Annotated in this window: 21 protein-coding genes; 11 read left to right on the top strand and 10 right to left on the bottom strand. The window is 38.0% G+C overall.

Annotated features, from left to right (window positions below; translation table 11 throughout):
• Positions 1-467: 467 nt before the first annotated feature.
• The 7 genes from AS4_RS18925 to AS4_RS18955 all read left to right on the top strand — a co-directional run bounded on the left by AS4_RS18925 (position 468) and on the right by AS4_RS18955 (position 10,254).
• Complete coding sequence (locus tag AS4_RS18925; protein ID WP_096735178.1) at positions 468-860, top strand: DUF4124 domain-containing protein; 393 nt, start codon at positions 468-470, stop codon at positions 858-860.
• A 119-nt stretch (positions 861-979) separates the two neighbouring features.
• Positions 980-3,616, top strand: a complete 2,637-nt coding sequence (gene leuS, locus AS4_RS18930) for a leucine--tRNA ligase (RefSeq protein ID WP_096735179.1) — start codon at positions 980-982, stop codon at positions 3,614-3,616.
• A gap of 211 nt (positions 3,617-3,827) precedes the next feature.
• Positions 3,828-4,361, top strand: coding sequence for an LPS-assembly lipoprotein LptE (locus AS4_RS18935; protein WP_096735180.1), 534 nt, complete (start codon positions 3,828-3,830; stop codon positions 4,359-4,361).
• Between the two features lie 4 nt (positions 4,362-4,365).
• Entirely contained in the window at positions 4,366-5,358 is a 993-nt protein-coding gene (holA, locus tag AS4_RS18940; protein ID WP_004725854.1) for a DNA polymerase III subunit delta, read from the top strand.
• A 111-nt stretch (positions 5,359-5,469) separates the two neighbouring features.
• The gene (locus AS4_RS18945) at positions 5,470-6,834 is read left to right on the top strand and encodes a MacA family efflux pump subunit (RefSeq protein ID WP_096735181.1); all 1,365 of its coding nucleotides are present in this window, start codon (positions 5,470-5,472) and stop codon (positions 6,832-6,834) included.
• Positions 6,835-6,836: 2 nt separating this feature from the next.
• Positions 6,837-8,828 (top strand): MacB family efflux pump subunit, encoded by a 1,992-nt coding sequence (locus tag AS4_RS18950; RefSeq protein ID WP_096735182.1) that lies wholly within the window; start codon positions 6,837-6,839, stop codon positions 8,826-8,828.
• 22 nt (positions 8,829-8,850) lie between these two features.
• Positions 8,851-10,254 carry an efflux transporter outer membrane subunit gene (locus tag AS4_RS18955; protein ID WP_096735183.1) on the top strand — a complete coding sequence of 468 codons (1,404 nt, stop codon included), beginning with the start codon at positions 8,851-8,853 and terminating at the stop codon, positions 10,252-10,254.
• 36 nt (positions 10,255-10,290) lie between these two features.
• Here the strand turns inward: AS4_RS18955 and AS4_RS18960 are convergent, their stop codons facing one another.
• From AS4_RS18960 to orn, 10 genes are all read right to left on the bottom strand, one after another.
• Positions 10,291-11,298, bottom strand: coding sequence for a DUF6708 domain-containing protein (locus AS4_RS18960; RefSeq protein ID WP_096735567.1), 1,008 nt, complete (start codon positions 11,296-11,298; stop codon positions 10,291-10,293).
• A 47-nt stretch (positions 11,299-11,345) separates the two neighbouring features.
• Positions 11,346-12,341: a DUF6708 domain-containing protein gene (locus tag AS4_RS18965; protein ID WP_096735568.1), complete on the bottom strand. Its 996-nt coding sequence runs from the start codon at positions 12,339-12,341 to the stop codon at positions 11,346-11,348.
• 90 nt (positions 12,342-12,431) lie between these two features.
• Positions 12,432-13,430 (bottom strand): DUF6708 domain-containing protein, encoded by a 999-nt coding sequence (locus AS4_RS18970; RefSeq protein WP_227548100.1) that lies wholly within the window; start codon positions 13,428-13,430, stop codon positions 12,432-12,434.
• Between the two features lie 97 nt (positions 13,431-13,527).
• Entirely contained in the window at positions 13,528-14,520 is a 993-nt protein-coding gene (locus tag AS4_RS18975; RefSeq protein ID WP_096735185.1) for a DUF6708 domain-containing protein, read from the bottom strand.
• Positions 14,520-17,504, bottom strand: coding sequence for a T6SS effector BTH_I2691 family protein (locus AS4_RS18980; protein WP_096735186.1), 2,985 nt, complete (start codon positions 17,502-17,504; stop codon positions 14,520-14,522). The genes AS4_RS18975 and AS4_RS18980 overlap by 1 nt, the downstream gene beginning before the upstream one ends.
• Positions 17,494-18,351: a hypothetical protein gene (locus AS4_RS18985; RefSeq protein ID WP_096735187.1), complete on the bottom strand. Its 858-nt coding sequence runs from the start codon at positions 18,349-18,351 to the stop codon at positions 17,494-17,496. Before AS4_RS18985 ends, AS4_RS18980 begins: the two co-directional genes overlap by 11 nt.
• A complete protein-coding gene (locus tag AS4_RS18990) occupies positions 18,351-20,981 on the bottom strand; it encodes a type VI secretion system Vgr family protein (protein WP_096735188.1) in 2,631 nt (876 codons plus the stop codon). The genes AS4_RS18985 and AS4_RS18990 overlap by 1 nt, the downstream gene beginning before the upstream one ends.
• Positions 20,982-21,154: 173 nt before the next feature.
• Complete coding sequence (locus AS4_RS18995; protein WP_004725837.1) at positions 21,155-21,958, bottom strand: enoyl-ACP reductase FabI; 804 nt, start codon at positions 21,956-21,958, stop codon at positions 21,155-21,157.
• Positions 21,959-22,118: 160 nt separating this feature from the next.
• Positions 22,119-22,853, bottom strand: a complete 735-nt coding sequence (locus AS4_RS19000) for a Bax inhibitor-1/YccA family protein (protein ID WP_004816949.1) — start codon at positions 22,851-22,853, stop codon at positions 22,119-22,121.
• 211 nt (positions 22,854-23,064) lie between these two features.
• Positions 23,065-23,622, bottom strand: a complete 558-nt coding sequence (orn, locus tag AS4_RS19005) for an oligoribonuclease (protein ID WP_004725833.1) — start codon at positions 23,620-23,622, stop codon at positions 23,065-23,067.
• Between the two features lie 122 nt (positions 23,623-23,744).
• On the opposite strand from orn, the gene rsgA reads away from it, so the two are divergent.
• From rsgA to secB, 4 genes are all read left to right on the top strand, one after another.
• Positions 23,745-24,803, top strand: a complete 1,059-nt coding sequence (rsgA, locus tag AS4_RS19010) for a small ribosomal subunit biogenesis GTPase RsgA (protein WP_004725830.1) — start codon at positions 23,745-23,747, stop codon at positions 24,801-24,803.
• Positions 24,804-24,894: 91 nt separating this feature from the next.
• Positions 24,895-25,305, top strand: coding sequence for a rhodanese-like domain-containing protein (locus tag AS4_RS19015; RefSeq protein ID WP_004725828.1), 411 nt, complete (start codon positions 24,895-24,897; stop codon positions 25,303-25,305).
• Between the two features lie 16 nt (positions 25,306-25,321).
• Positions 25,322-25,579 (top strand): glutaredoxin 3, encoded by a 258-nt coding sequence (gene grxC / locus AS4_RS19020; RefSeq protein ID WP_004725827.1) that lies wholly within the window; start codon positions 25,322-25,324, stop codon positions 25,577-25,579.
• A 48-nt stretch (positions 25,580-25,627) separates the two neighbouring features.
• Positions 25,628-26,086, top strand: a complete 459-nt coding sequence (gene secB, locus AS4_RS19025; protein WP_004725824.1) for a protein-export chaperone SecB — start codon at positions 25,628-25,630, stop codon at positions 26,084-26,086.
• The last annotated feature ends 24 nt before the right edge of the window (positions 26,087-26,110 follow it).

Raw genomic sequence — 26,110 nt, forward strand, 5'->3', positions numbered from 1 at the left:
ATAAAAAAATAAATCGTCACGCAGCTGTTTGAGCTGTATGAATCACTGAAATATGTTGGGATAAACATGCTTCGGTAGAGTCATTTTCTCGGCTTAGAGAAAATGTTATTGCTTGCTTTGATATTTTTACTCGAAGGGTGATCGAAAAAAACATCTGAAACTAAAGCAAGCATTTTTGTAGTTTTAGCGAACAAAGTCAAGGTTTCTATCAGGCTTTTTATTGTTTATTTACCAAGCGTTTATTTTTAAAACTATTCCTTTTTTTTTGGTTGTCTTATAAATAAAATTTTCAAAGACTTATAAGCCAATAAAATTGCAAAAGAATTATTTAAAATTTTATTTTTCTGTATAAAATAAATACGATTTCAAAAATACCCAGATCAAGCGAAAACAATCCGATGTATATTAGATAGCAGAATGATTTTTCGTTTTCATCTGAATAAAAAATGACTCAAAGGTTTTATAAAATGAAACAACGTCAACGCTTTGCACACACGGTTTTTGTATCGACAATTTTTGCCTTATTCTCTGTGGTTGGGGTTAGCACCAGTCATGCAAAACAGTATTATAAATGGGTAGATAGTAAAGGCTCTACCCATTACACCACCACACCACCACCGAAGAATGCGCGCAACCAAAGCAAGGTGAATACTTATGGTTATCATGGAGATTCAGCCCCACCGAATCCAGTACCAACAGCTCAGCCAAATGCATCACAAAATCAGCCACAAAATGGTCAACAACAAAGTGCGCAACCTGTAACTCCAGCACCAGTGGTTAACCCAGCGAATACTCAACAGCCGAATGTCGCACCGCAAAATGAGCAAAAAACATCTCCTAACCTTGCGATGCCTCAATAATTAAATTAAAACTAAAATCACAAGTTTTTCAGATTTAAAAGCGCGCAAAATTCACTTTTAGATGGATTTTGCGCTATGCTGTGTGCACAGTTTTTTAACCATTATTCTCAAATACATTTATGACTACTCATATTGACCCTGAATATCAAGCAAATGCGATTGAGCCTCAAGTCCAAAAAGACTGGGAAGATCGCAAATCGTTTAAAGTTGCCGACACTGTAGAAGGTCCACGTCGTTATATCCTTTCGATGTTCCCTTACCCAAGCGGCAAACTGCATATGGGTCATGTGCGTAATTATACTATTGGTGATGTGATCAGCCGTTTTCACCGTCTCAAAGGTGAAACTGTGCTACAACCGATGGGTTGGGATGCTTTCGGCTTACCTGCTGAAAATGCAGCGATTGCCCATCAAGTTGCGCCAGCAAAGTGGACCTTTGAAAACATTGCATATATGCGCGATCAATTGAAGAAACTTGGTCTATCTGTCGACTGGGATCGCGAATTTGCCACCTGTACACCAGAGTATTACCACTGGGAACAATGGTTATTTGTACAGCTCTATAAAAAAGGCTTGATTTATCGCAAGCTGTCTACAGTAAACTGGGATCCTGTAGACCAAACTGTTCTTGCAAATGAACAAGTTGAAAATGGACGTGGTTGGCGTTCAGGTGCATTGGTAGAAAAACGTGATATTCCAATGTATTACTTCCGTATTACCGATTATGCACAAGAATTATTAGACGATTTAGATACATTAAAAGACGGTTGGCCACAACAAGTTTTAACCATGCAACGCAATTGGATTGGTCGTTCAACGGGTATGGACATTACCTTCCCGTCGGCAAATCCTGAAGTTTATGCAGATGGTTTAACAGTTTATACCACACGTGCCGATACCTTGATGGGGGTAACATATGTTGCGGTTGCAGCTGAACATCCTCTAGCGCTCAAAGCTGCTGCGATTCAATCTGAAGCAGGCAAGCCAGAACTTGCTGCCTTTATTGAAGAATGTCGTATGGGTTCTGTTGCAGAAGCGGATCTTGCGACTGCTGAGAAAAAAGGTATGGCAACAGGTTTATCAGTTAAACACCCTGTTACGGGTCAAGATATCCCTGTTTGGATCGCAAACTATGTATTGATGTCATATGGTTCAGGCGCGGTGATGGCCGTTCCTGCACATGATGAGCGTGATTTTGAATTTGCCAATAAGTTCAACTTACCAATCAAACAAGTCATTGATGCCAAAGGCTCTGATGACGCTGAATATTCTGCGTCAGAATGGCAAGAATGGTACGGTTCTAAAGAAGGTAAATTGGTCAATTCAGCTGAATTTGACGGCTTAGACTTCCAAGCTGCTTTTGATGCATTCTTGAGCAAATTAGAACCACAAGGTCTTGCCAGCGCTAAAGTTCAATTCCGTTTACGTGACTGGGGTGTTTCTCGTCAACGTTACTGGGGTTGTCCAATTCCGATGATCAACTGTGACAAGTGTGGTCAAGTCACTGTTCCAGAAGATCAACTGCCAGTTGTTCTTCCAACAGATGTGGTTCCAGATGGTTCAGGTAATCCTTTAAATAAAATGCCTGAATTTTATCAAACAAAATGCCCAAGCTGTGGTGGTGATGCACGTCGTGAAACCGATACTTTGGATACCTTTGTAGAATCATCTTGGTATTATGCACGTTATGCTTCTCCTGATTTCACAGGTGGTTTAGTTAAACCTGAAGCTGCAAAATCTTGGTTGCCTGTAAACCAATATATTGGTGGTGTAGAGCATGCAATCCTACATTTACTTTATGCACGTTTCTTCCATAAACTTATGCGTGATGAGGGTGTGGTACAAGGCAATGAACCATTTACCAACTTACTCACTCAAGGTATGGTTTTAGCGGATACTTTCTATCGTGAAGCGGAAAGTGGCAAAAAAACTTGGTTTAATCCTGCGGATATTGAGTTAGAAAAAGACGAGAAAGGTCGTGTACTTTCTGCTAAATATTCAGGTGATGGTCAAGACGTTGTGGTTGGTGGTCAAGAGAAAATGTCGAAATCGAAAAATAACGGTATCGACCCACAAGCGATTATTGACCAATACGGCGCAGATACTGCACGTGTATTTATGATGTTTGCTGCACCACCAGATCAATCTTTAGAATGGTCTGATGCGGGTGTCGAAGGCGCAAACCGTTTCTTAAAACGTGTATGGCGTTTAGTTGCAGGCTTCCTTGAAAAAGGCAACCATGCAACAGCAATTGATGCTTCGAAACTTTCCACTGAAGCGCAAGACCTGCGTCGTAAAACTCATGAAACGATTCAAAAAGTGGGTGATGACATCGAACGTCGTCATGCATTCAATACTGCGATTGCAGCTTTGATGGAATTACTCAATGCCAGCAATAAGTTTGAAGCAAAAGATGATAACGATGTTGCTGTAGCACGTGAAGCGATTACCACTTTATTGACTTTACTTGCACCATTTGCACCACACTTAAGTCAGACCTTATTGACTGAGTTTGATATCGATTTAACTTCGGTACTGTTCCCTACGGTTGATGAGTCTGCATTAACACGTAATACACAAACCATCGTAGTTCAAGTCAATGGTAAGCTTCGTGGCAAGTTAGAAGTCTCTGTTGATGCATCGAAAGATGAATTATTGGCATTGGCTAAAGCATTACCTGAGGTTCAGCAATTCTTAACGGGTCCAACCAAGAAAGAAATTGTGGTTCCAAATAAGCTTGTGAATTTGGTGGTTTAAAAAGCTTTTAAGCCTCCCTTTCTAAAAGGGAGGTTTGGAGGGATTTTATGAAAAAATCTCCCCTAACCCCTCTTTAAAAAGAGGGGGACTAAATGCAATAAACAAAACCCAAACAAAGCCCGTTGTCATTCAACGGGCTTTGATTCTAAAATGGCGTGAATTTATAAAGATTAAATATTCCATATCCAATGGAATTTCATGAGGACAAAGCATGCATTTAGTTCAACGTGTTGCTGCAGTTGTATTAACTTTGGGTCTGAGTGCGGGCTTAGTAGGTTGTGGCTTTCATTTAAAGGGCACCAATGCCCAAGCAACGCCTTTGGTTTACACCAAATTACAACTGGTATTACCTGCAAATACTGAAGATCTTGAAAAGAAACTCAGTGTTTATTTAACTGCAACAGGTGTCCAACTGAGTAATTCAAGTGATGCTTATGTATTACGAGTATTAGACTACAAACCTGTTCGTCATGAGTTAAATGGTAAATTGGTAGAAACACTACTCCGTCTAAGTGTTACTTTCCAAATTGAAGATAAACAAGGGAATCCGATTACTGAACCTCGGACCTTAAATGCATCTCGTAGCTATCAATATGATGTTGCAACGGTCAACACAGATGATCAACAAAATAAATATCTGAGCCAAATTTTGATTGATGACATTGCACAACAAATGTCGCGTCAAATTGCAGCCAACCGCTTACCTAAAGCACGTACTCTTTCGACCCAACCTGTAGCGCAATAATTCTATGAAACTTGACTATTTACAAGCCCTTAAACGTGTTGATGAAGCGCGAGGTGTTTGGATTTTACATGGTCAAGAACCACTTCTAGAACAAAACCTACTCGATGCTTTAAGAAAAAGCTGGGCAAAACATGAAGTAGAAAGACAACGCTATGATCTCAATAGCGTTTCCGACTGGAAAAATGTCTTTAATGCTTTGAATAGCTTATCTTTATTTTCGCAAAATCTGGCACTTGAAGTCCATGGTAATATCAAACCCGATGCCAATGGACTCAAACAACTCAAACACTATATTCAACATAATGAACACAACTTGCTTGTGATCATTATGCCCAAACAAGACTCAAGTAGTCTAAAGTCAAGTTTCTTTCAAACAGTTGAAGCCAATGGTGTTGTGATTGCTTTAACCGCAAATTACCCGCAAGACCGTCAGCGAATATTGTCAATCGAAGCAGATCAGCTTGGTGTTCAGCTAAATCAAGATGCCTGGATCTGGCTTGAACAACATCATGAACATAATCTTTTGGCTGCCAAAAACAGCCTGATGCGTGTTGCCGACACCTTCCCAGATCAAAAGCAGATTTCAATTGAACATTTACAAGAATGTTTACAGGATCAATCACGTTATAGTACCTTTGATTTAAGTGATGCATTGATTGCTGGAAATTTGGCACTTTCGATTAAAATTTTCCAATATCTTGTGGAGTCAGGCGAACCCAACAGTTTAATTTTATGGACAATTAGTAAAGAAATGCGTCTTTTGATGCAATTGTATGAACAACCACAAAATGCCTTACAGCTCGGTATTTGGAAAACCAAGATTTCTTTGTATCAACAAGCACTTAGACGCTTAAATCCACATTCATTTTTAACTTGGCCACAACTGTTATTGCGTGTAGATGCTGCAATCAAAGGACTCAGCAAAGAAAGCCCAGAACATATCATTCAACAATGTATTGCTGAATTATGTGGAAAAACTTTATTTATCAATGCTTAGATAGATATTATGCAGAATAATTCTCATTTCCATTTATTTTAAAAAATTCACGCTTTATCCTTATTTAATCATTATAATTTGATCAATTTTTCTCTCAGCCCAATTATCGCTATGCCAAAAATAAAACCAGCCAAAGCCATTCTTATAGCGGTTTGTCTTGCCATCATTGCCGCAATCGCATGGTACGTATTAAAGCCTAAAAATACACAACCGCAGTATATAACCTCAGAAGTCACACGTGGTGATATTGAAGATGCAGTTCTTGCAACAGGTGATTTAGAAGCAACCAAGATGGTGAGCGTTGGTGCGCAGGTTTCAGGTCAAGTTAAAAAAATGTACGTCAAGCTGGGTGACCAAGTTAAACAAGGTCAACTGATTGCACAAATTGATTCAGTGCGTCAAAGCAATGATTTAAAAACGGCTGAAGCCAATATTAAAAATCAACAGGCTCAGTTGACAACCAAACAGGCGACTTTAGCCAAAGCTGAGGCAGAATATAACCGCCAAAAAAATATGTTTGCACAAGATGCAACCTCTAAAGCAGATTATGACAGTGCCTTAGCCGCATTTAAAACAGCACAAGCTGATATTGCTTCGATGAATGCACAAATTGAACAATCCAAGCTTACACTTGCAACATCACAAGAAAACTTAGGTTATACCCGTATTGTTGCACCTATGGACGGCACCGTGGTAGCCATTGTGACCGAAGAAGGTCAAACGGTAAACGCCAACCAAAGTGCACCGACTATTGTGAAACTTGCAAAATTGGACACCATGACCATCAAGGCACAAGTGTCTGAAGCAGATGTCATGAAAGTTCAAGAAGGTCAAAAAGTTTATTTCACTACACTGGGTGATAGTGAGAAAAAACGCTATGCAACACTGCGTCAAGTAGAGCCAGCACCAGAATCAATTAATACTGAAACATCAAGCAACTCATCTTCATCATCAACCAGTACAGCGATTTATTATAATGCCCTATTCGATGTACCAAACGATGACGGTAAACTCCGAATTGATATGACCGCACAGGTGTATATCATTCTGGCTGAAGCCAAAAATGCACTGACTGTTCCTGCTGCGGCATTACAGTCTTCAAACCGCCCACAACGTGCCAATAAATCCGCAAATGGCGCATCTGGTGCAAATTCAACTCGTTCAGCATTTGCACCTCAAGGTCAAGCAAATAAAAATGGACAAAATGCTGCTGATCGCCCAGAACGCCTTGAACTCACAGCAGATGAAAAGACTTTGATTGATCAAGGTAAAGCTTCGGTTTCGATTGTTCGCGTTTTACAGGCGGATGGTAGTGCTCAACGTAAACAAGTTTTAATTGGTTTAAATAACCGTGTAACCGCCCAAGTACTGCGTGGCCTCAATGAAGGTGATCAAGTTGTACTAGCAGATGGTTCAGATACATCCAATGACTCTGCAAAACGAAGCAATAAAAACAGTGGCCCAATGAGACTCTAAGCATGGATCAGAACAATCATCAGATCAAACCTCTACTTGAGGTCAGTAATCTGATTCGTGAGTTCCCTGCGGGTGAATCCACTATTCAGATTTTAAAGAGTATTAACCTTAAAATTTACCCCGGTGAACTGGTTGCTATTGTAGGGCAATCTGGTTCGGGTAAATCGACATTAATGAATATCTTGGGCTGTCTTGATCAACCCACATCAGGTAGTTATCAAGTCAATGGACGTGAAACAGGTCAACTTGAACCCGATGAGCTCGCGCAATTACGCCGTGAATATTTTGGCTTTATTTTCCAGCGCTATCACTTATTAGGTGATTTAAATGCAGCAGGAAACGTTGAAGTCCCAGCGATTTATGCTGGTATGGATCCGAGTGTGCGTCAAAAGCGTTCACATGAAATCTTGACTGACTTAGGACTCGGTGAAAAAACTGAAAACCGTCCAAATCAACTTTCGGGTGGACAACAACAGCGGGTTTCGATTGCCCGTGCTTTGATGAATGGTGGTGATGTCATCCTTGCGGATGAGCCAACTGGTGCACTAGATAAGCACAGTGGTGTTGAGGTTATGCGTATTTTACGTGAGCTCAATGCTAAAGGGCATACCATTATTCTGGTTACCCATGATATGAATGTGGCAAAAAATGCGACACGTATCATTGAAATCAGTGATGGTAACATCATCGCGGATAAGCCAAATGTTCCCGAACATGATGATGAGATTGATATTGTTGTCGATCCAGAACCTAAATCGAATCGTAAAAAGTCATCTAAATGGCGTTCTGCATTAGATCGTTTTGCAGAAGCCTTTCGTATGGCATTGCTGGCAATGAATGCCCACCGTATGCGTACCTTTTTAACCATGCTGGGTATTATTATCGGGATCGCATCTGTAGTTTCGGTGGTGGCTTTAGGCAATGGCTCACAAAAGCAGATTCTTGATAACATCAGCAGTTTAGGCACCAATACCATTACCGTCTATCAGGGACGTGGCTTTGGTGATAACTCGAAAACAGCACAGTTTAAAACCTTGGTTCCAGCAGATGCTGAAGCACTCTCAGAGCAACCTTATGTCGAAGCAGTCAGTCCAACAGTCAATAGTAGTGTAACAGCGCGTTTTAAAGACACCGAAGCTTCTGCAACCGTCAATGGTGTCAGCGCTGATTTCTTCTATGTGCGTGGTATGACCTTTAAATCTGGGCAAGCTTTTGATAAAAACAGTATCACTGGACGAGCGCAGGATGTGGTGATTGATGCCAATACTGAAAAGACTTTCTTTGCAGATGGCACTAACCCTGTAGGGCAAGTGCTGTTATTGGGGAGTGTTCCAAGCCGAATCATTGGTGTGATTGATGCACAGCAAGGCTTTATGGGCAACTCAGACAGTCTCAATGTTTATCTGCCTTATTCAACCGTCATGAGCCGAATGTTAGGACAATCCAATGTCCGTAGCATCATCGTGCGTATTAAAGATGAATATCCAACTGCGGTTGCTGAAAATGCCATTTTAAGTTTGTTGGAACAACGTCATGGCGCACAAGATGTCTTTACTCAAAACTCTGACAGTATTCGTCAAACCATTGAACAGACCACACAAACCATGACTTTACTGGTTTCAGCCATTGCGGTGATTTCATTGGTTGTCGGTGGTATTGGGGTAATGAACATCATGCTGGTGTCTGTAACCGAGCGTACCCAAGAAATCGGTGTGCGTATGGCTGTAGGTGCTCGTCAAAGTGACATTCTGCAACAGTTCCTGATCGAAGCTGTTTTGGTGTGTATTTTGGGCGGTATCTTAGGGGTTCTGCTCTCTTTAGGCATTGGACAGTTGATTGGTCATATTGCCAAAGGCAGTTTCCAAATGGCGTATTCAAGCACCTCAATCATTGCGGCATTTGTATGTTCAACCTTGATTGGTGTGGTATTTGGATTTATCCCAGCTCGCAATGCAGCACAGCTCAATCCTGTTGATGCACTTTCGCGTGAATAACCGAAGAATAAGGAAATTATTAATGCAAATGAATTTAAGCAAACTTGCAAGCGCCTTGATTCTTGGGAGTTCATTGGTCGGTTGTGCGGCTGTGGTTAAAACCCCATACGAGGCCCCTGCTGTGCAAATTCCAAATGGTTTTGTTTATGACAATGCAAAATCTAAACACGTTCAGGCAGATTTATATGCAGATCAGTGGTGGACCTTATTTGGTGATGCTCAGTTAAATCAACTGGTCAATCAAGTGATTCAACGCAATGCTGATTTAGCTGTTGCAGGGATTAACTTACAAACAGCCCGTTTAAGAGCTGGCTTAGCGCGAGACCAACAAGGTCCTCGTGTTAATTCTGGAGTATCTACAGGCCATAGCTTTGACCTTCATTCAGGTGATGATGCTGCCAAAGGTCTATCTCTCAGTGCGGGTGTCAGTTATGAAGTGGATTTGTTTGGAAAATTAGCACGTCAAACGGAAGCATCGAAGTGGGAATCTTTAGCCACTGAACAAGACTTACAAGCCACTGGACAGACCTTAATTGCCACAACCGCAAATTTATATTGGCAATTGGGTTATTTAAATGAACGCTATAGCTCTGCCCAACAAAGCCTAGCTGCTACTCAAAAAACCTTTGAATTGGTGCGTACTCAATATCGTGCTGGCGCAGTTTCAGGACTAGATTTGACCCAAGCTGAGCAATCGGTACAAAGCCAAAAAGCCAGTTTAAGTCAAATTGAACAGCAACGTGTTGAAACACGTACTGCTTTGGCCGTGTTATTACAAATACCTGTGCAACAGTTAAATATTCAAGAACCACAGCAATTACCGCAGATCAGTCTACCCAATATCTCAGCGGGTTTACCGGCAGATATTTTGTCGCGCCGTCCTGATTTAAAAGCAGCCGAATTGCGTTTACGTGAATCTTTGGCGACCAAAGATGCCACCAAAGCCAGTTATTATCCTTCAATCAGTTTGACGGGGAATTTAGGTTCAACCAGCACATCATTGACAAATTTATTGAAAAATCCTGCACTGACTTTAGGCGCAAGCTTAAGCCTGCCGTTTTTACAATATAATGATATGCAAAAGAATTTAAAGATCAGTGAACTGGACTATGAAAAAGCCATTGTTCAATATCGCAATACCTTGTACCAAGCTTTTGCAGATACTGAAAATGCATTGTCGAATCGTACAGAGCTAGATAAACAAGTCGCCTTTCAACAAAAGAACTTGGAACTTGCGGAAAAAACAGAACGTTTGACCAATGTACGCTATCGTAATGGTGCAATTGCTTTAAAAAATGTTTTGGATGCTCAAGAAACCACGCGTAGTGCTCGTTTGTCTTTAGTCCAAGCCAAGCAAAGCCAATACAATGCTTATGTCACTTTGATGCAAGCTTTGGGTGGCAGTCCGATTAAGCAATTACCTTAAGAATGTGTTGAGATAAGAAAGCCCTGAGGGGCTTTTTTATTTGATTATTTTTACAAATGTATCAAGTTGGTATGTTGTCGAAGCATCAACAATATAGGGATCTTTAGTATCAACCTGACATTCATCTTCCACATTCTGAGGCCATTTAGGTTGTTTATCAGCACGAATAAATTTGTTCCGAGTATTCCCTAAAATTTTGATCATTGCTCGTGAGTAGAATGATCGAATTTCACTTTGATAATCTAAAGCAACGATTTCCTTACTAGTTTCTAAAGACTCAGGGTGTGCTTCGATATTTAGACAATAACTTAACTTTTCAGCGGGTAGGCGATAAATTACACCTGCTACCTTTTTATTAAAATAAAGTTTCTCAGGTCCATTATTCATATATTCTTTGATAAATTCCCATATCTCCAGTGTCTCTTGTTTTTTATTCTTACTGAGTGCAAAGGCAAAGGTATAAACTATCAAATCTTTGTTATCCTTGATAAACCCTTTGACTTCCCAAAAAGTACCCTCATACCCACCAAGTCGACTATTTAAAATAAAGTCAATTTTATTCCAATCACCTATGAATATTTGGCCACTTACATCATAAACATAGACTTTTTGATTTATTCTGTTGAATCGGATTGGATAATAGTTATAGCCTAATTTTTCATACTTTTTAAAATTCTGATAGCCTTTATAAAAAATATAAAAAATAAAAGAAAATAAAATATGCATTGGAGAAAAAACTACTATAAAAGCTAATAAACTTTCATCATCACGAATTACTGTAATATAAAAAAATATAAGCCAAACAATTAAAATAACCGGAACTGCTACAAAAAAAACACCGAGCAAATTAAAATAAGAATTCCCCTTTAAGAAAAAGCTATTATTCACACATTCCATATAGCTAGAATTCATTTTTATAAAATTATAGCTATGAGAAATATTTGATTTATAAGTGGCTCTTTTGGAAAGAATGTTGTCCTTTTCTTTTGGGGTTAGGTGTCTATCATTCTTATAAACTGGGTATTGCAAAGTACCATTGAACATAGTTAACCTATTAATATAATTAAAGATAGAAGCGCTTACGCGCTTTATCATTTATCTTTCATCTCAAACATACTAAATTCAAAGTTGTCTTTAAAGCTAATTTCCTCTGGTCGTTCTTTTTCCATTTTATTTTTAAGGATGACCTCTTTATGCCATATAGGTAGAGGCTTTATATTAAGCAATATTCGTCTTGCAATAAAATTACACACGTCAAAAGGATAGGAAAATAAAGCAGGAACCCAGTTATCATGATAAATGATTCGAAATGACTTCCATGTATCTCGATAACTTTCTTTTGCACCAATGACCTGCTGACAAAATGTCAATTGAGTAAAAGGGTCTATCGTTCCATACATCGGATTAGGCTTGGGATACAATTCTTCTGGTCCTTTATGCATAAAATGACAAATAAATGACCATAAACCTTGGGTACGAAAGATACCAATCATAGGAAAACCAATGACGAATGTGTGTTTTAAAATACCATTTTCCACAATATGTGCTCTAAGCTCTCTCAGTGGTATACCTGAAAGCCCAAAACTACTCCCCATAACATAAACAACATCTTTCCAATCTCGCTCTATATACTCAGCTTCAGTTAAATAAAAAAACACCTTGCCTGTTTTTCTGTTAAATAAGATTGGTCTACATAATGGTTTCTTATGATCATATTTAAAGTATGGACTCAAAAACCCATATAATGTAAAAAACAATAAGAATATATAAACAAATACAATAAATATATATAATAAAACACCTTCATTATAAAATGGGTTAACCAACATGTACACCAAGTAACCAATTATAAAAAAAAGTAAAGGTGATATAAAAACTAAAAGACTTAATCCTTTTCCTAACCTCGCATAAGATTGGTCAATGAGTTCGATATAATCATCATTCATTCTTAAAAAAGACCAGTTATGATTACGTTTAAACTCATCATGAGGATTTAACAGTACATCACCTTCATCTAATTTTGAAAAAGGTATGTTTTCTTTAAACACATCATAACCAAACACATGTTTTTTAATTTTACTTTTCATCATGTAACCATTTTACTGATGCTTCCAAATATTATGCTCACAAAAAATATAATTTTATTTTTGCAGAGATCAAAGCGCTTACGCGCTTTATCATTTATCTTTCATCTCAAACATACTAAATTTAAAGTTGTCTTTAAAGCTAATTTCCTCTGGTCGTTCTTTTTCCATTTTATTTTTAAGGATGACCTCTTTATGCCATACAGGTAGAGGCTTTATATTAAGCAATATTCGTCTTGCAATAAAATTACCAAGATCAAAAGGAAAAGAAAATAAAGCAGGAACCCAATTATCATGATAAATAATTCGAAATGATTTCCACGTATCCCGATAACTTTCTTTTGCACCAATGACCTGTTGGCAAAATGTTAATTGCGTAAACGGATCTATTGTTCCATAAATTGGATGAGGCTTTGGATACAATTCTTCTGGCCCTTTATGCATAAAATGACATATAAATGACCATAAGCCTTGGGTACGGAATATACCCATCATTGGGAAGCCAATAACAAAAGTATGTTTTAAAATACCTTCTTCAACGATATGCGCTCTAAGCTCTCTTAAAGGTGCACCTGAAAGACCAAAGCTATTCCCCATCACATAAACGACATCTTTCCAATCTCGTTCGATATACTCAGCTTCAGTTAAATAAAAAAATACTTTGCCTGTTTTTCGGTTAAATAAAATCGGCTTACATAATGGTTTCTTATAATCATATTTATAAAAAGGACGAAAAAAAACAAAAAAGCAAAACCACATTATAAAAACAACAGAAGTTACAATCAAGAAAGTTATAAATATTGAATCATTACTATCATCACCAAGAGTAAAATATAAGTATAAAAAATATAATGCAATTAACATCAGTGGAATTACAAATATAAATGGGCTTAAGCCTTTTCCAAGTCTTGCATACGACTGATCTATAAGTTCTATATAATCATCATTCATGCTTAGAAAAGACCAGTTATGATTGCGTTTAAATTCATCATAGGGAGATAAAAGTACATCACCTTCATCTAATTTAGAAAAAGGTATATTTTCTTTAAATACATCATAACCAAACACATGTTTTTTAATTTTACTTTTCATCATGTAACCATGTTTACTTACGCTTCCAAATATTAAGCTCACAAAAAAATATAATTTTCATTTTAATCATTAAAGATCAAAGCGCTTACGCGCTTTATCATTTATCTTTCATCTCAAACATACTAAATTCAAAGTTGTCTTTAAAGCTGATTTCCTCTGGGCGTTGTTGTTCCATTTTATTCTTAAGAATGACTTCTTTATGCCATACAGGTAGAGGTTTTATATTGAGCAATATTCGTCTTGCAATAAAATTACATACATCGAAAGGATAGGAAAATAAGGCAGGAACCCAGTTATCATGATAAATGATTCGAAATGACTTCCATGTATCTCGATAACTTTCTTTTGATCCAATGACCTGTTGGCAAAACGTTAATTGCGTAAACGGATCTATTGTTCCATACATAGGATTAGGCTTTGGATAAAGTTCTGCTGGCCCTTTATGCATAAAATGACATATAAATGACCATAATCCTTGGGTATTATCCCAACCAATCATTGGAAAGCCAATGACAAAAGTATGTTTTAACAGACCATCTTCAACAATATGTGCTCTCAGTTCTCTTAAGGTAAATCCTGAAAGCCCAAAGCTTGTACCCATTACATAAACAACATCTTTCCAATCTCGCTCTATATACTCAGCTTCAGTTAAATAAAAAAATACTTTGCCTGTTTTTCGGTTAAATAAAATCGGTTTACAAATAGGTTTTTTATGATCATGCTTAAAGTATGGTATAAGAGTAGAAATTAATGGAAGTAGCCATATCAAAAATATTATAAACATTATTAAAAATGAGATGCCAAGATTTTTATCCCCACCTATATTAAAAATAAAATATATAAAATGAAGTGAAATTAAAAATACAGGAAACAACATTATTAAAATACTGACTCCCTTCCCTAACCTTGCATAAGATTGATCTATAAGCTCTATATAATCATCATTCATTCTTAAAAAAGACCAGTTATGATTACGTTTAAACTCATCATGAGGATTTAACAGTACATCACCTTTATCTAATTTTGAAAAAGGTATGTTTTCTTTAAACACATCATAACCAAACACATGTTTTTTAATTTTATTTTTCATCACATTACCGTCTTTAACTGATCTGTTTGCTCGAAAATATCACTAAATCTTTTCTTTTCAGTATTGGTCGATAGTAAGCATCGTTGTATCCATATTTGAATATTATTCTCTTTTACAAAATAGGCAATTAAAGAAAGAATGATACCTAAAGCAATTGCAATCCACCCGAAAGGATTAAGCATAAAAATCATTACTGAACCTATAACAACCGCTAAACCACTTGTGAAAAGAAATCCACCATATCCAACTTCCCCATTGGTTGCAGCCATATATCCATTATAAATATCAAATCCACCAAATATTAGTCCTGCAAATAACCCAAAACCTCGCCAAATTTTTCCTGCTAAAACGCTTCTATCATCTGTAGTGAGTTTTAAAATAAAACTATTCATTGACTTTAACAGCCGAGATTGTGACGTGATTTTATCACTTGAATTCAACAGTGCGCCCACTACTTCTACAGTGGACATGGTTAGACCAATCACAGCGGCACTTCTGCGACCAACTTTTTCATATTTATTGTCAAAACTTTGACTAAAAACAGTACAAATTGCCCAGCCTTGTAAACCAACAATTGCGACTTTAATCATAAAGAATTTAAAATAATCTGAGCTTGGGCTTGGCTCTATAACATCTTCAGCAATAACGCTGACATTCATCGCACTTTGTTTTTTTAATAACTCAGCATGCTTTTTTACAGCTTCTCTAAAGTTTTTTGGTAAATTTCTCTCAAACTCAGGATTTACTTCTAAACGTGGAACATCTATATATTTGAGATGTTTATACTTGTCGTACAAATAGTTCCAATCACTATTCTTTATGACATTGCCTAGACCATTATCTTTACCCACAATATTTTGATGTGATCTATAATAATTTCGCATTTTCGTGTTGAAATCGCTTTTGTTCGTAAAAGTAATTCGCTCAGACTTGATTTCAGACAAACTAAACATTGAAATCATTAAAGGCTGGAATGGATGAGCAGCTAAAGCATTCGGGGCAGATAGCCCTGTGATATTTAAAAAGGCTTTGCTGATATTCGTCAACAATGTAAATTTTAATTCTTCCGTTCGAGCTGTACTTAAAAAGCCATGAAAGGAATTAATGAAATCCCCAAAAGGCTGTGTAGCAAAAGCTCCATTTAAATTAGTCAGCGACCATTTATTAATTTGTTCATTTAACTTTTGACGAAGTCCATTTGAATTTAAAGCAAGAAAATTTAAAAAGTAATTGTTAGGATCTCGCGTGTTGTATAAGTATTGCCCCATGTATTTATTCATTTTTGGACATAATTTGCTACTTTCTAAAACTAGATTGACACACATGCCAAGAGAAACACCATCAACTAAATTATCTTTTTCTTGGTTAAAGAAAAAATGGTCCGCAATTACGCTTTCCTTAAGAAACTCCTGACCTATTCCATCCAATTCATCCGCATAGGCTGTCTGCTGTTGCTTTTTCTGCTTAAGCGTGGCTAAACCCGCACTAAATCTATTTGAATCAATATATTGAATATATTTTGTATTCCATTCTTTATTTTTTCCTATTTGTTCTGCTGCTTTTTGCGCTCGCTCCTCGGCATTGAGTTCTTCTGTTGATTTTTTCTCATTCCACCTCTCCTCAAGGAGTTCACCAATAATTGCTCCTTCCCCACCATACATACGAATTTTTTGTTTCGCTTCCTCATTTCTTTTTAATTCTTCATTGGTAAAGTAAGGATAATCATTAATCCCAAAATTATTTTTTAACACTTCTAATGTGTTAACAGTTTTTTCATCATCCGTATAATCTTCGTCACTCATCATTTGATTTGCAACTTGAGCTGAAATATCCATCACTACGCCAACAGGGTCATCAATCGCAAATACAGCTCCAAAAAGTATTCTTGCTTTTGCATCATTTGATAAAGCCTCGGTGAGTTCCTCTTTGCTATGCTCTTTAAGAAATGAATCATTCATATTTGAATCTGCGAATAGCGCATATTCCATGTTATTTAGTTTTACTTGATTAATCTCTCGATTTTCATTCATTATGTATTCAAGTATATCTTTAGGTGTCTTCCCTGACAGATAGGAAAAATACTCTGAATATGAAAATAAATCTTTTGATATATTATTTTTTAACAGACTGTTTTCTAGAGTTCCTTCACCTTTTTCGCCAGCCACCCATTCTGTCTTAGAATCTGCACAAAAATTCTCAATTCCCGCCTTCATTGGGAATGTGCCTTTTTCGTATTGTCCTGCAATAAATTTTTTTACGTCAAATTTATCCATATATTTTTCGTAAAATTCAGGTGACTTGTTTCTCAGCTTCGTTGCTTTGCTCCATGCGTTTTCAGAATATTTTAAATATACAAAAGAGGCTTCATTGGGTTTGGGTACAACGATCGTTAAAGCATTTGCTCTATGCTTAATATTCATGCAAGGCTCATCACCCTGCTCCATTAAAACTAAGGGTCTAGATGAGTAATCTTGATCATAATTTGATTCATTAATACGCTTTAAAAATCCCTTTTCAGAAATTTTATATTCTTGCCATTGGTTTACGTGTTTTAGATAAACATATAAAAAGCCTTTTCTTAAAGTACTCCCTGTAAAACCATACTGTTCCATTGATGTTTCAGTTTTGTGTTTAGGATAACTATAACTACCCTTTGTGGCTGTTACCCTAATCGTATTCAGAGACTCAACTGGTGCTTCAAGATTATTTTCTGAATCATGACTAGATGCTTCTAAAGCTGACGTGGTTGTTGAAGCTTGCGGACTAGGTGGCTTATAGGAGTTAATAAAATCAAACTTGGTTTCTTCTAAACCCGATAAATATTCTTTGATATCTGATTTTATATCCTCTATTTCATACAATTCACTTTGATTTTCAGCCATATCAAGTGGAATATTTGTACCTGTTGATGAAAATATATAGCGATTCACAAAAATCTTTAAGCCAATATCTCTTTTACAAAAATCACAACTCTTAGAATCCATACATCACCTTATTTTTTAAATTTTCATCATCAATATTTTGTTTTTTAAAAAAATCATCCCACTCAGACGTTGAAAGCTGTTTGCTTGCCTGTTCATAGCCTTTGGGACTTTCTGTTAAACGTTGAAAAAAGTGGGTTTCAAGAAAGCTTTCACCGATTAAATCTGCATGAAAAATGGATGCTACAGCATCATCCTTGGTCAAAATCCCTTTATTTTTTATTAAGTCTGCATAATTAAAAATCTGACTAACTTTTAAAAAGTATGCTGGCAGGTCGTCAGTCTTGAATTTTAACTTTTCAAATACTCTGTTGTTTACACTGATTTTGTCCAATAAATCATGATCAGGCTGTTGAATAAAATCCCCCTCAGATCCAGCGTCAAAGCACAATGTTTCATTTAAGAAATTAAATTCAATATTTTTAAAATATTTATTGATCCATAAAAAATCCTGACTCTCAAAATAATTGAGTAGCATCCAAATTTTCGGATCAAAAAACCGATACAAATACTTCTTAGTGCCTACTTCATAGACTAAATTTTGTTTTAAGTGATTAACAATATCAGGTTCTCGAGTTGGAACACTTTTAAACGTCATTAGAAAAAAAGGTGAAAGCCCCGCTTTGATCTGATTTTGATCATGTTGCTTTATTTCATCAACAAGCGAAGCACCAACTGAATTTAAACGCAATAAATACGGAAAAACATGCTGTACATTCTTCGCATAATCAGGTGCTAAAGACTTAAGTTGAGCTTCCACATCATAAAAATATTGCGCATTTAGATTCGGGTCAATAATAACGTAATCATACTCAATCACTTCTTTTGGATGTATAGCCTCTAATAACATTATGAAAGCTCCACAGAAGCATCACCTTTTGCCGCAGCACCAGAAACACGCATTTCACAAATAGGAAGCTGAGGAATGTCTGAATTAATCTTCGCACCACTGGTAAACTTCTGTTGCCCCGACTTCACCTGAAACAAACCACCTGTAGTTGAAAATACCCCTGAACCATTAATCTTTAATTCAGAACCATCACCAATCAACTTAATCTCTTTCGGACTAATGATATAAACCGCGTCTTCGGTCGAAATGATTTGAATCCCTTTGCGTGCAATCACATCTGCACCACCATCTTGAGCTTGAAGTTCAACTTTACCTTTTCCAGCAAATAACCTTGCCCCTTCCTGTGCCGCAAAAAGACTGATCTTAGCACTGGCATGCCCAATCAAAGCCTTTTGTGTACTTAGGTTGATACTGTCGCCTGCGGTATGACTGATTTGCCCATCTGCTGAAAGATGAATATCTTCGTTACTGGCAAGCGCAATCGAATTAGGGGAAGCCAACATCATCACCGCAGACTTAAATGCATCTGCTTTTTTCGGATCTTGTTGGTCTAGTGTATTGATAAACCCTTTTATTCTTTCCAACACCTCCAAAGGGTCAGTTTGCTGGTTCTTGGCAACTTCACTTAAGGCCTTGGAATTATTTAGACTACTTTCTAACTGACTTTTCGCGGCGGTCGCATCGAGATGGTTACCTGAAGCTGAATCTTGAGCATGGGTACTCAGCAATAAACCTTGTCCTGCACGCACTGCTCCCCATTGGTCTGTTCTTAATTCAAAGCCTTCGCCTCGCCCTTTACTGGTATCGGTTTCTTTAGGATGACTCAGATTACCAAGGTTAAGTTGACTCGCGCCGTGACTGCTTTGTAGCTGGCTGCTGATTTGGTCTGTGGTATCGTCAAATCTAAGTTGGCCATAGCCACTGCCTTTAACTTCTCGACTTTTGATCCCCGCTAATTTTTTGGTATCAGGCAATTGGCCTTTGTCATCAAATTTAGTTGGACTCCGTTGCGCTTCATGGATACGTCCCACCACAAATGGTCGGTCAATATTGCCATCAAAGAAATCTATCACGACAATCTCACCAATCCTCGGCAAGAACCGCGCACCATAGCCTTCACCTGCCCACGGGGTCAGTACATCCACCCAAGCGGAATCGGTGTCGTTGTCATTGCTCCCTGCACCACCATCGTGACTGTGGTCTTCATTGCGGGTAAACAAAAAACGAACTTTAATACGTCCCCATTCATCGACATGAATTTCCTCTCCACTTGGCCCAACCACTTTGGCACGTTGTGGATGGGTACTAGGACGATGTCGTAGTGGGTGGTATTCCGGAACAGTGGTGATATTACGGCGTTGTAACACCAATTGATTGGCTTGGCGTTCTGGGTTATTTGGATCTGCTTTATTTTCGTTTACCCAATTGCTTTGTTGGAGCAAGCGATTGATTTGTTCGCTCAGATCTTTGGGTAAGTTGTTCTGGTTATAAAATGCCTTTGACGTGATCAGAAACTCTTTGTCTGAGCCATTGTGTTGGTCTATTTCTGGGTGTTCGTTTAACTCAAACCAGTAACCCACTTGTGCATCACGCACAGTGGAGTTGGCAACAAATTGTTTGGATTGAGCATCGTAATAATGACTGAGGTTTTGGTTGATCTTTTCAATCTGATTGTTATTTGAAGCGGTTGCTTGATCTTCACCATTTAGGTCTTGAATCCATGCTGGGCTAATATGCCAAGCTTGTTCTAAACCGAGACTGGCATTATTCTGATTTTGACTGTGCTGGTGTTTACTTTGAACACTGCCTGCGCCCTCTTCTTGCTCTAACACATCTGCTTGCCAGCGTTGTACGTGGACAGCAGTGGGTTGTAAGCTACGTTGTCCGATAAAGCTGGTGATGCTGTCTTGTTGTTCTGTGGCACTGCTACGATGGAAGCGGATCGTTCTTCGTTCTAGCGCTTTGTATTCGCTATTGTCATCCACCAAGCGCAGTTTTTGCGGCTGAATTTGAGTCGCAGAACTAGGCACAATCAATTGCGCTTCATCAATCAGCCAGTTGATCCCTTCACTGCGCATCAGGCGGGTTAAAAATGCATAGTCGCTTTCGTTACTCTGCATAATGAATGGGCGGATATCGTAATCTTTTTTCAGTCCACTTTTATCGAGACTTAGACTGGATGCAAAGAGTGGGCTTTTGTCTTGCCATTCTTTAAACAACGTTTCTATGACTTGCACAACCGACTTATTCATAAACACTCGGCTGTTACGGCGTTTATGCCACAGTGAAGTGGCATCTTCGAGTTTGAGTTTATATAGCGTGAGTGCACCATCACTCTGCCCTTGTGCGGCCTCAGTAATCACTCCTGTGCTACGAAACAATTGTCCATGATCTGTGACTTGATCAATCGCCACTTGGCTACCGATGAATTGTTTAAGGGGAATCACAGCTGAAGTGGCAAGGCAAATCAGTTCAACAGACACACCTTGGTTTAAACCATGTTGTCCATCGATACGTTGTAAGAAGACTTGAGCAGTCAAATTAGGATTGCTAAATTGGATATGCAAGGCTCGTTTTTGCGCAGTCAATCCAAGGTGTTGCAGAGCCGAAAATATATTGGCAAAATTCATTTTTTTATCAAACTTAAAATAATATTAATATTTATGAATATTTAATCAAAAAAAACGATTGAATCCTAGTTTATTGATCGGTTAATTTTTTAAAATTTGTAAAAAAATCTCAACATTAAATGCTTAATGTTGAGATTTATGTTTTTAATTCAAATTGTTATATAGACTAAATGCTATTCACTGTCCATCATTGACTGGCTCATACCGACCGTATTAAAACCAGCATCAACATATAGAATTTCACCAGTGATCCCATTTGCCCAAGGTGAGCATAGGAATAAGGCTGCATTACCTACGTCTTCAATCGTAACATTACGTTTTAACGGTGCAATTTTTTCATTGGCATCTAACATTTTACGGAAAGATTTAATCCCAGATGCCGCTAAAGTACGGATTGGACCTGCTGAAATTGCATTTACACGGATACCCTCAGCACCTAAGCTTGATGCTAAATAACGCACACCTGCTTCCAAAGATGCTTTCGCCATACCCATAACATTATAGTTTGGCATAACAGACTCTGAACCTTGGTAAGTTAAAGTCAATAAACAGCCTTGGCGAGCCAACAATAAAGGTTTTGCTGCACGTGCCATAGCAACAAAACTATAAGCACTGATGTCATGAGCAATTTTAAAACCTTCACGATCTGTGACGTCCGTGAAATCACCATCAAGTGTATGCGCAGGTGCAAAGCCGATTGAATGTACAACACCATCCAAACCATCCCAATGCTTTGCTAATTCAGCAAATGCATGGTCAATTTCAGCATCCACAGCAACATCACAAGGGAAAACTAAAGTAGAACCGAATTGTTCTGCAAAATCATCTACACGTTTTTTTAGTTTATCGTTTGGATAAGTAAATGCGAGTTCTGCACCTTCACGATGTAATGCCTGAGCAATACCAAATGCAATGGATAATTTACTTGCAATACCCGCGATTAAAAAGCGTTTACCTGCCAATAGTCCTTGTGCCATGAAATTCTCACCTGATCAATTTTGTAAGCATAATGCCAAGTCTTGACCCATAACTAAATTGCATAATGCATCTTTTTTTAAAAGTTTACTAAAAACATAAAAAAAGCGCACTGAATCGAGTGCGCCTTTTCAAATCTATCAATCTATATAAAGGGAATGATTAATCATCACCTTGCAACAAGCTCAATAAACGTAAGAATGAATAGTACATCCATACCAATGTTGCCAACAAAGCGATACCACATAACCATTCATAGGCTTTCGGTGCACGTTGTGCAGCAGCCGATTCAATCAAATCGAAATCAAGAATCAAGTTCAATGATGCGATCACCGCAACAAATGCAGCAAAACCAATACCTAAAATGCTGCTTTCAAATAAGAATGGAATACTTGAACCAAAAGCCAAACGCATAATGAACTGCACTACAAAAACCAATGCAATTGCGATAGATGCTGAAATCACAATTGATTTAAATTTTTCAGTTGCACGAATAATTTGGAATTTATATAAACCAAACATCACTAAAGTTGTGATAAATGTAGCTAAAAGTGCTTGTAATGGTACGCCCGGAAACTTCAGTTGGAAGATCACTGAAACACCACCCAAAAATGCACCTTCAAAGAACGCATAAGGAATAGCTAAAACACGTGCCGTATTCGGCTTAAATGTAGCAACCAATCCAAGAATCAAACCACCAATTGCACCGACCATTGCGGCAGCATAGGCAATTCCAACATTCATTGTGGTAAAGCTATAGAAAAAAATTCCAACACCGAGTATGGCCGCAATAACAGTCAATAAAACTGATTTTTGAATTGCGCCTTGTACAGTCATTGGCTGTTCATAATCTGCATACGTTTCCGCACGCGTTAAAATTGGGTTATTACTTTGCATAGTCAATCTCTTTGTAATAATTCAAATATATATAAGGATATTAAAACGTTTTTTATGCAAACAATTTGAACTGCTTGCTATTTTTTGTAACGAGTTGTCAGAGGACATCAGCTTTAGTATAGCTTAAAAAACCAAAATGCATAGTAAAAAAAGAGGCTAAAAAGCCTCTTGTTTCAATCTGATATGTAATGAGATTTAACCACTCAGATGATTAATCTTGATTGGCAATAAAGAAATACTGACGATAATATTTAAGTTCAGCAATCGAATCGCGGATATCATCCATTGCCAAATGTGAAGCATTTTTCTTTAGACCGCTCATAATTTCAGGTCTCCAGCGTTTTGCTAACTCTTTCACTGAAGACACGTCCAAATTACGATAATGGAAGAATTGTTCAAGCTCCGGCATTAAACGGTGCATAAAACGGCGATCTTGGCAGATTGAATTACCACACATTGGCGAAGTTTTAGGATTAATCCATTTCTTCAAAAATTCTAAGGTTTGCTGCTCTGCATCTTGCGCTGTGAGTTTACTACGACGTACCCGTTCAATCAGACCTGACTGACCGTGTTGTTTGGTGTTCCACTCATCCATTGCATTGAGGATAACATCTGATTGATGCACTGCGAGCACAGGGCCTTCCGCCAAAATGTTCAAATGATCATCTGTTACAATTGTCGCAATTTCAATGATCTTGTCATTATCTGTATCTAAACCTGTCATCTCTAGGTCGATCCAAATTAAGCGGGTATCCGGAGTGCTGCTCATATAGTGCAATCTTATTAGGCCAATAAAAAATGAATAGTAGCAAATTTCTTGCATCTTCGCTGTAATTCATTCGCCTGTCATGGTATTTTTGCCTTCTCATTTTTAAGGTTTTTAGGATATGAATGGCTTTAATTCGTAAACGTCGTTTAACTGAACAGCAGCAACGCCGCATTCAGAAACAACATAAAACACGTCAAGAAGAAATCGACACTTCCAATGACCTTGAAGGTCTTGTTGTTCAGCATTATGGACGACAACTCGAAGTACAAGCCCTTTCTGTTCCTACTCAACATCCGCAAAAACCCATCGTCAATGAAGGTGATCCAGAGCCCTTTTGGAAACCGATTGAATTAGGCAGTGTCTGGCGCTGTCATACACGAACCAATTTAGAGCTGTTAGTGACGGGCGACAAAGTTCAGTGGCAAGCAGATCCAAATACAGGTTTAGGCATCATCACTGCCATTCACCCAAGGACCTCGTTGTTAACGCGTCCCGATCGTTATCATAAAGTTAAACCTGTCGCAGCCAATATCAGTTTAATCGTCATCGTCTTTGCAACTCTGCCTGAGCCAGCACCCACGCTGATTGATCGCTATTTAGTGGCATGTGCAGATGCGGATATTCCAGTCCTTTTGGTGTTAAACAAATCAGATTTACTCAAAGAAAATGACCCTATTTTAGATCTCATTAAAGAATATCAAGACTTGGGCTATGAAGTACTGATCACTCAGTCTGAAGGTGATATTAGCGAATTAAAGCAACGACTCGACAACGAAACCGTTGCTTTCGTTGGGCAATCAGGTGTCGGCAAAAGTACCCTGATTAATGTCATCGTTCCTGATGCAGAACAAAAGACCAATATTATTTCTGAAAACTCGGCGCTCGGACAACATACAACGACCTCTACTCGTTTGATTCGTTTTGGTGAAAATGGTGCTTTGATTGACTCGCCCGGCATCCGTGAATTTGGGCTTTGGCATTTGAGTCTAGAAAAGATTGATGCAGGCTTTCCTGAAATATCTAACTTGATTGGACATTGCCAATATCGTAATTGCACCCACACGCATGAGAAACAGTGCGCAATTAAAAAAGCGGTAGAAAATGGTGAAATTCTAGCCAGACGACATGAAAGTTATTTACGTTTAATTGAAGAAATCACTGATGCGCAACAAAAAAATTAAATTTCTTCTTTGAGAACCTTGAAGCGGTGATTTTGATCACCATATATATACGCTATACTCGACGCAATTTTTGATTGTAATTAGGTGACTTGTGGAACGTTGGTTTGAGTTTATGGGGAATCACCCCTTCTTATTTGGTATTTTAGGGGTACTGGCGATCTTGTTCTTTATTTTTGAAGGACAACGCAGTGGCCGTAAGATTTCACCACAATCACTTGGTATTTTAGTGAAGGCTAAAAATGCGATGTTGATTGATTTACGCGATGCTAAAGATTTCCGTGAAGGTCATGTGAGTGGCAGTCGCAACATTCCATACAGTCAAATTGCCAGTCACATTGAAGAGTTAAAAACTGCTGACCGTCCTTTAGTATTTATCTGTAACTTAGGTCAAGTTGCAGGAAGTGCTTTACAACAAGTCGGCCATGCAGACAGCTATCGTCTTGATGGTGGTATCAGTAACTGGAAAGCCCAAGGCTTGCCATTAGTTAAAGCTAAAAAATAAGCTTAAGGAGCTCAACATGACTGCTGAAGTAAAAGTATATTCAACAACTTTTTGCCCATACTGTGTACGTGCGAAATCTCTACTTGAGCGTAAAGGTGTTGCTTTTACCGAAATCAATCTCGATGAAGAAGCACCTGAAGTTAAGACTGAGCTGATCCAGAAAACTCGACACCGTACAGTGCCACAAATTTTTATTAATAATGAATTTATCGGTGGTTTTGACCAGCTTTATGCTTTAGAAAAAGCCGGCAAACTCGATGAGTTACTTGGTTAATCCACAACTTAATTAATGAATCACTTCTTAAAATTTAAGGAATAAAGAATGAGTGAAGAACAACAAGCTCAACCACAACTTGCTTTAGAACGTATTTATACAAAAGACATTTCTTTTGAAGTACCTGGGGCTCAAGTTTTTACCAAAGAATGGCAACCTGAATTAAACATCAACTTGTCTTCTGCTGCTGAAAAAGTGGATGCAACCCACTTTGAAGTGTCTTTAAAAGTTGTTGTTCAAGCGAACAATGCAGGCGATACAGCATTTATCGTCGATGTAACACAATCAGGTATTTTCTTGATTGATGGTATTGAAGAAGACCGCCTTCCATACATCTTAGGTGCTTACTGCCCGAACATTTTGTTCCCATTCTTGCGTGAAGCAGTTAATGATCTTGTAACTAAAGGTAGCTTCCCTCAATTACTTCTTACACCAATCAATTTTGATGCAGAGTTTGAAGCAAATATGGAACGTGCCCAAGGCGCTGCTGCTGAAGGCCAAGCTTAATTTCTCAATAATTAAGTCTAAAAG

The sequence above is a fragment of the Acinetobacter guillouiae genome (assembly GCF_002370525.2).
Lineage (GTDB): Bacteria > Pseudomonadota > Gammaproteobacteria > Pseudomonadales > Moraxellaceae > Acinetobacter > Acinetobacter guillouiae.

Coding starts and splice junctions, on each gene's coding strand:
- grxC (WP_004725827.1), top strand. CDS start 25,322: ATGACTGCTGAAGTAAAAGTATATTCAACAACTTTTTGCCCATACTGT.
- AS4_RS18945 (WP_096735181.1), top strand. CDS start 5,470: ATGCCAAAAATAAAACCAGCCAAAGCCATTCTTATAGCGGTTTGTCTT.
- AS4_RS18975 (WP_096735185.1), bottom strand. CDS start 14,520: ATGAAAAATAAAATTAAAAAACATGTGTTTGGTTATGATGTGTTTAAA.
- AS4_RS18970 (WP_227548100.1), bottom strand. CDS start 13,430: ATGAAAAGTAAAATTAAAAAACATGTGTTTGGTTATGATGTATTTAAA.
- AS4_RS18935 (WP_096735180.1), top strand. CDS start 3,828: ATGCATTTAGTTCAACGTGTTGCTGCAGTTGTATTAACTTTGGGTCTG.
- AS4_RS18995 (WP_004725837.1), bottom strand. CDS start 21,958: ATGGCACAAGGACTATTGGCAGGTAAACGCTTTTTAATCGCGGGTATT.
- holA (WP_004725854.1), top strand. CDS start 4,366: ATGAAACTTGACTATTTACAAGCCCTTAAACGTGTTGATGAAGCGCGA.
- AS4_RS19000 (WP_004816949.1), bottom strand. CDS start 22,853: ATGCAAAGTAATAACCCAATTTTAACGCGTGCGGAAACGTATGCAGAT.
- AS4_RS18925 (WP_096735178.1), top strand. CDS start 468: ATGAAACAACGTCAACGCTTTGCACACACGGTTTTTGTATCGACAATT.
- leuS (WP_096735179.1), top strand. CDS start 980: ATGACTACTCATATTGACCCTGAATATCAAGCAAATGCGATTGAGCCT.
- rsgA (WP_004725830.1), top strand. CDS start 23,745: ATGGCTTTAATTCGTAAACGTCGTTTAACTGAACAGCAGCAACGCCGC.
- orn (WP_004725833.1), bottom strand. CDS start 23,622: ATGAGCAGCACTCCGGATACCCGCTTAATTTGGATCGACCTAGAGATG.
- AS4_RS18960 (WP_096735567.1), bottom strand. CDS start 11,298: ATGTTCAATGGTACTTTGCAATACCCAGTTTATAAGAATGATAGACAC.
- AS4_RS18990 (WP_096735188.1), bottom strand. CDS start 20,981: ATGAATTTTGCCAATATATTTTCGGCTCTGCAACACCTTGGATTGACT.
- AS4_RS18955 (WP_096735183.1), top strand. CDS start 8,851: ATGCAAATGAATTTAAGCAAACTTGCAAGCGCCTTGATTCTTGGGAGT.
- AS4_RS18980 (WP_096735186.1), bottom strand. CDS start 17,504: ATGGATTCTAAGAGTTGTGATTTTTGTAAAAGAGATATTGGCTTAAAG.
- secB (WP_004725824.1), top strand. CDS start 25,628: ATGAGTGAAGAACAACAAGCTCAACCACAACTTGCTTTAGAACGTATT.
- AS4_RS18965 (WP_096735568.1), bottom strand. CDS start 12,341: ATGAAAAGTAAAATTAAAAAACATGTGTTTGGTTATGATGTGTTTAAA.
- AS4_RS18985 (WP_096735187.1), bottom strand. CDS start 18,351: ATGTTATTAGAGGCTATACATCCAAAAGAAGTGATTGAGTATGATTAC.
- AS4_RS18950 (WP_096735182.1), top strand. CDS start 6,837: ATGGATCAGAACAATCATCAGATCAAACCTCTACTTGAGGTCAGTAAT.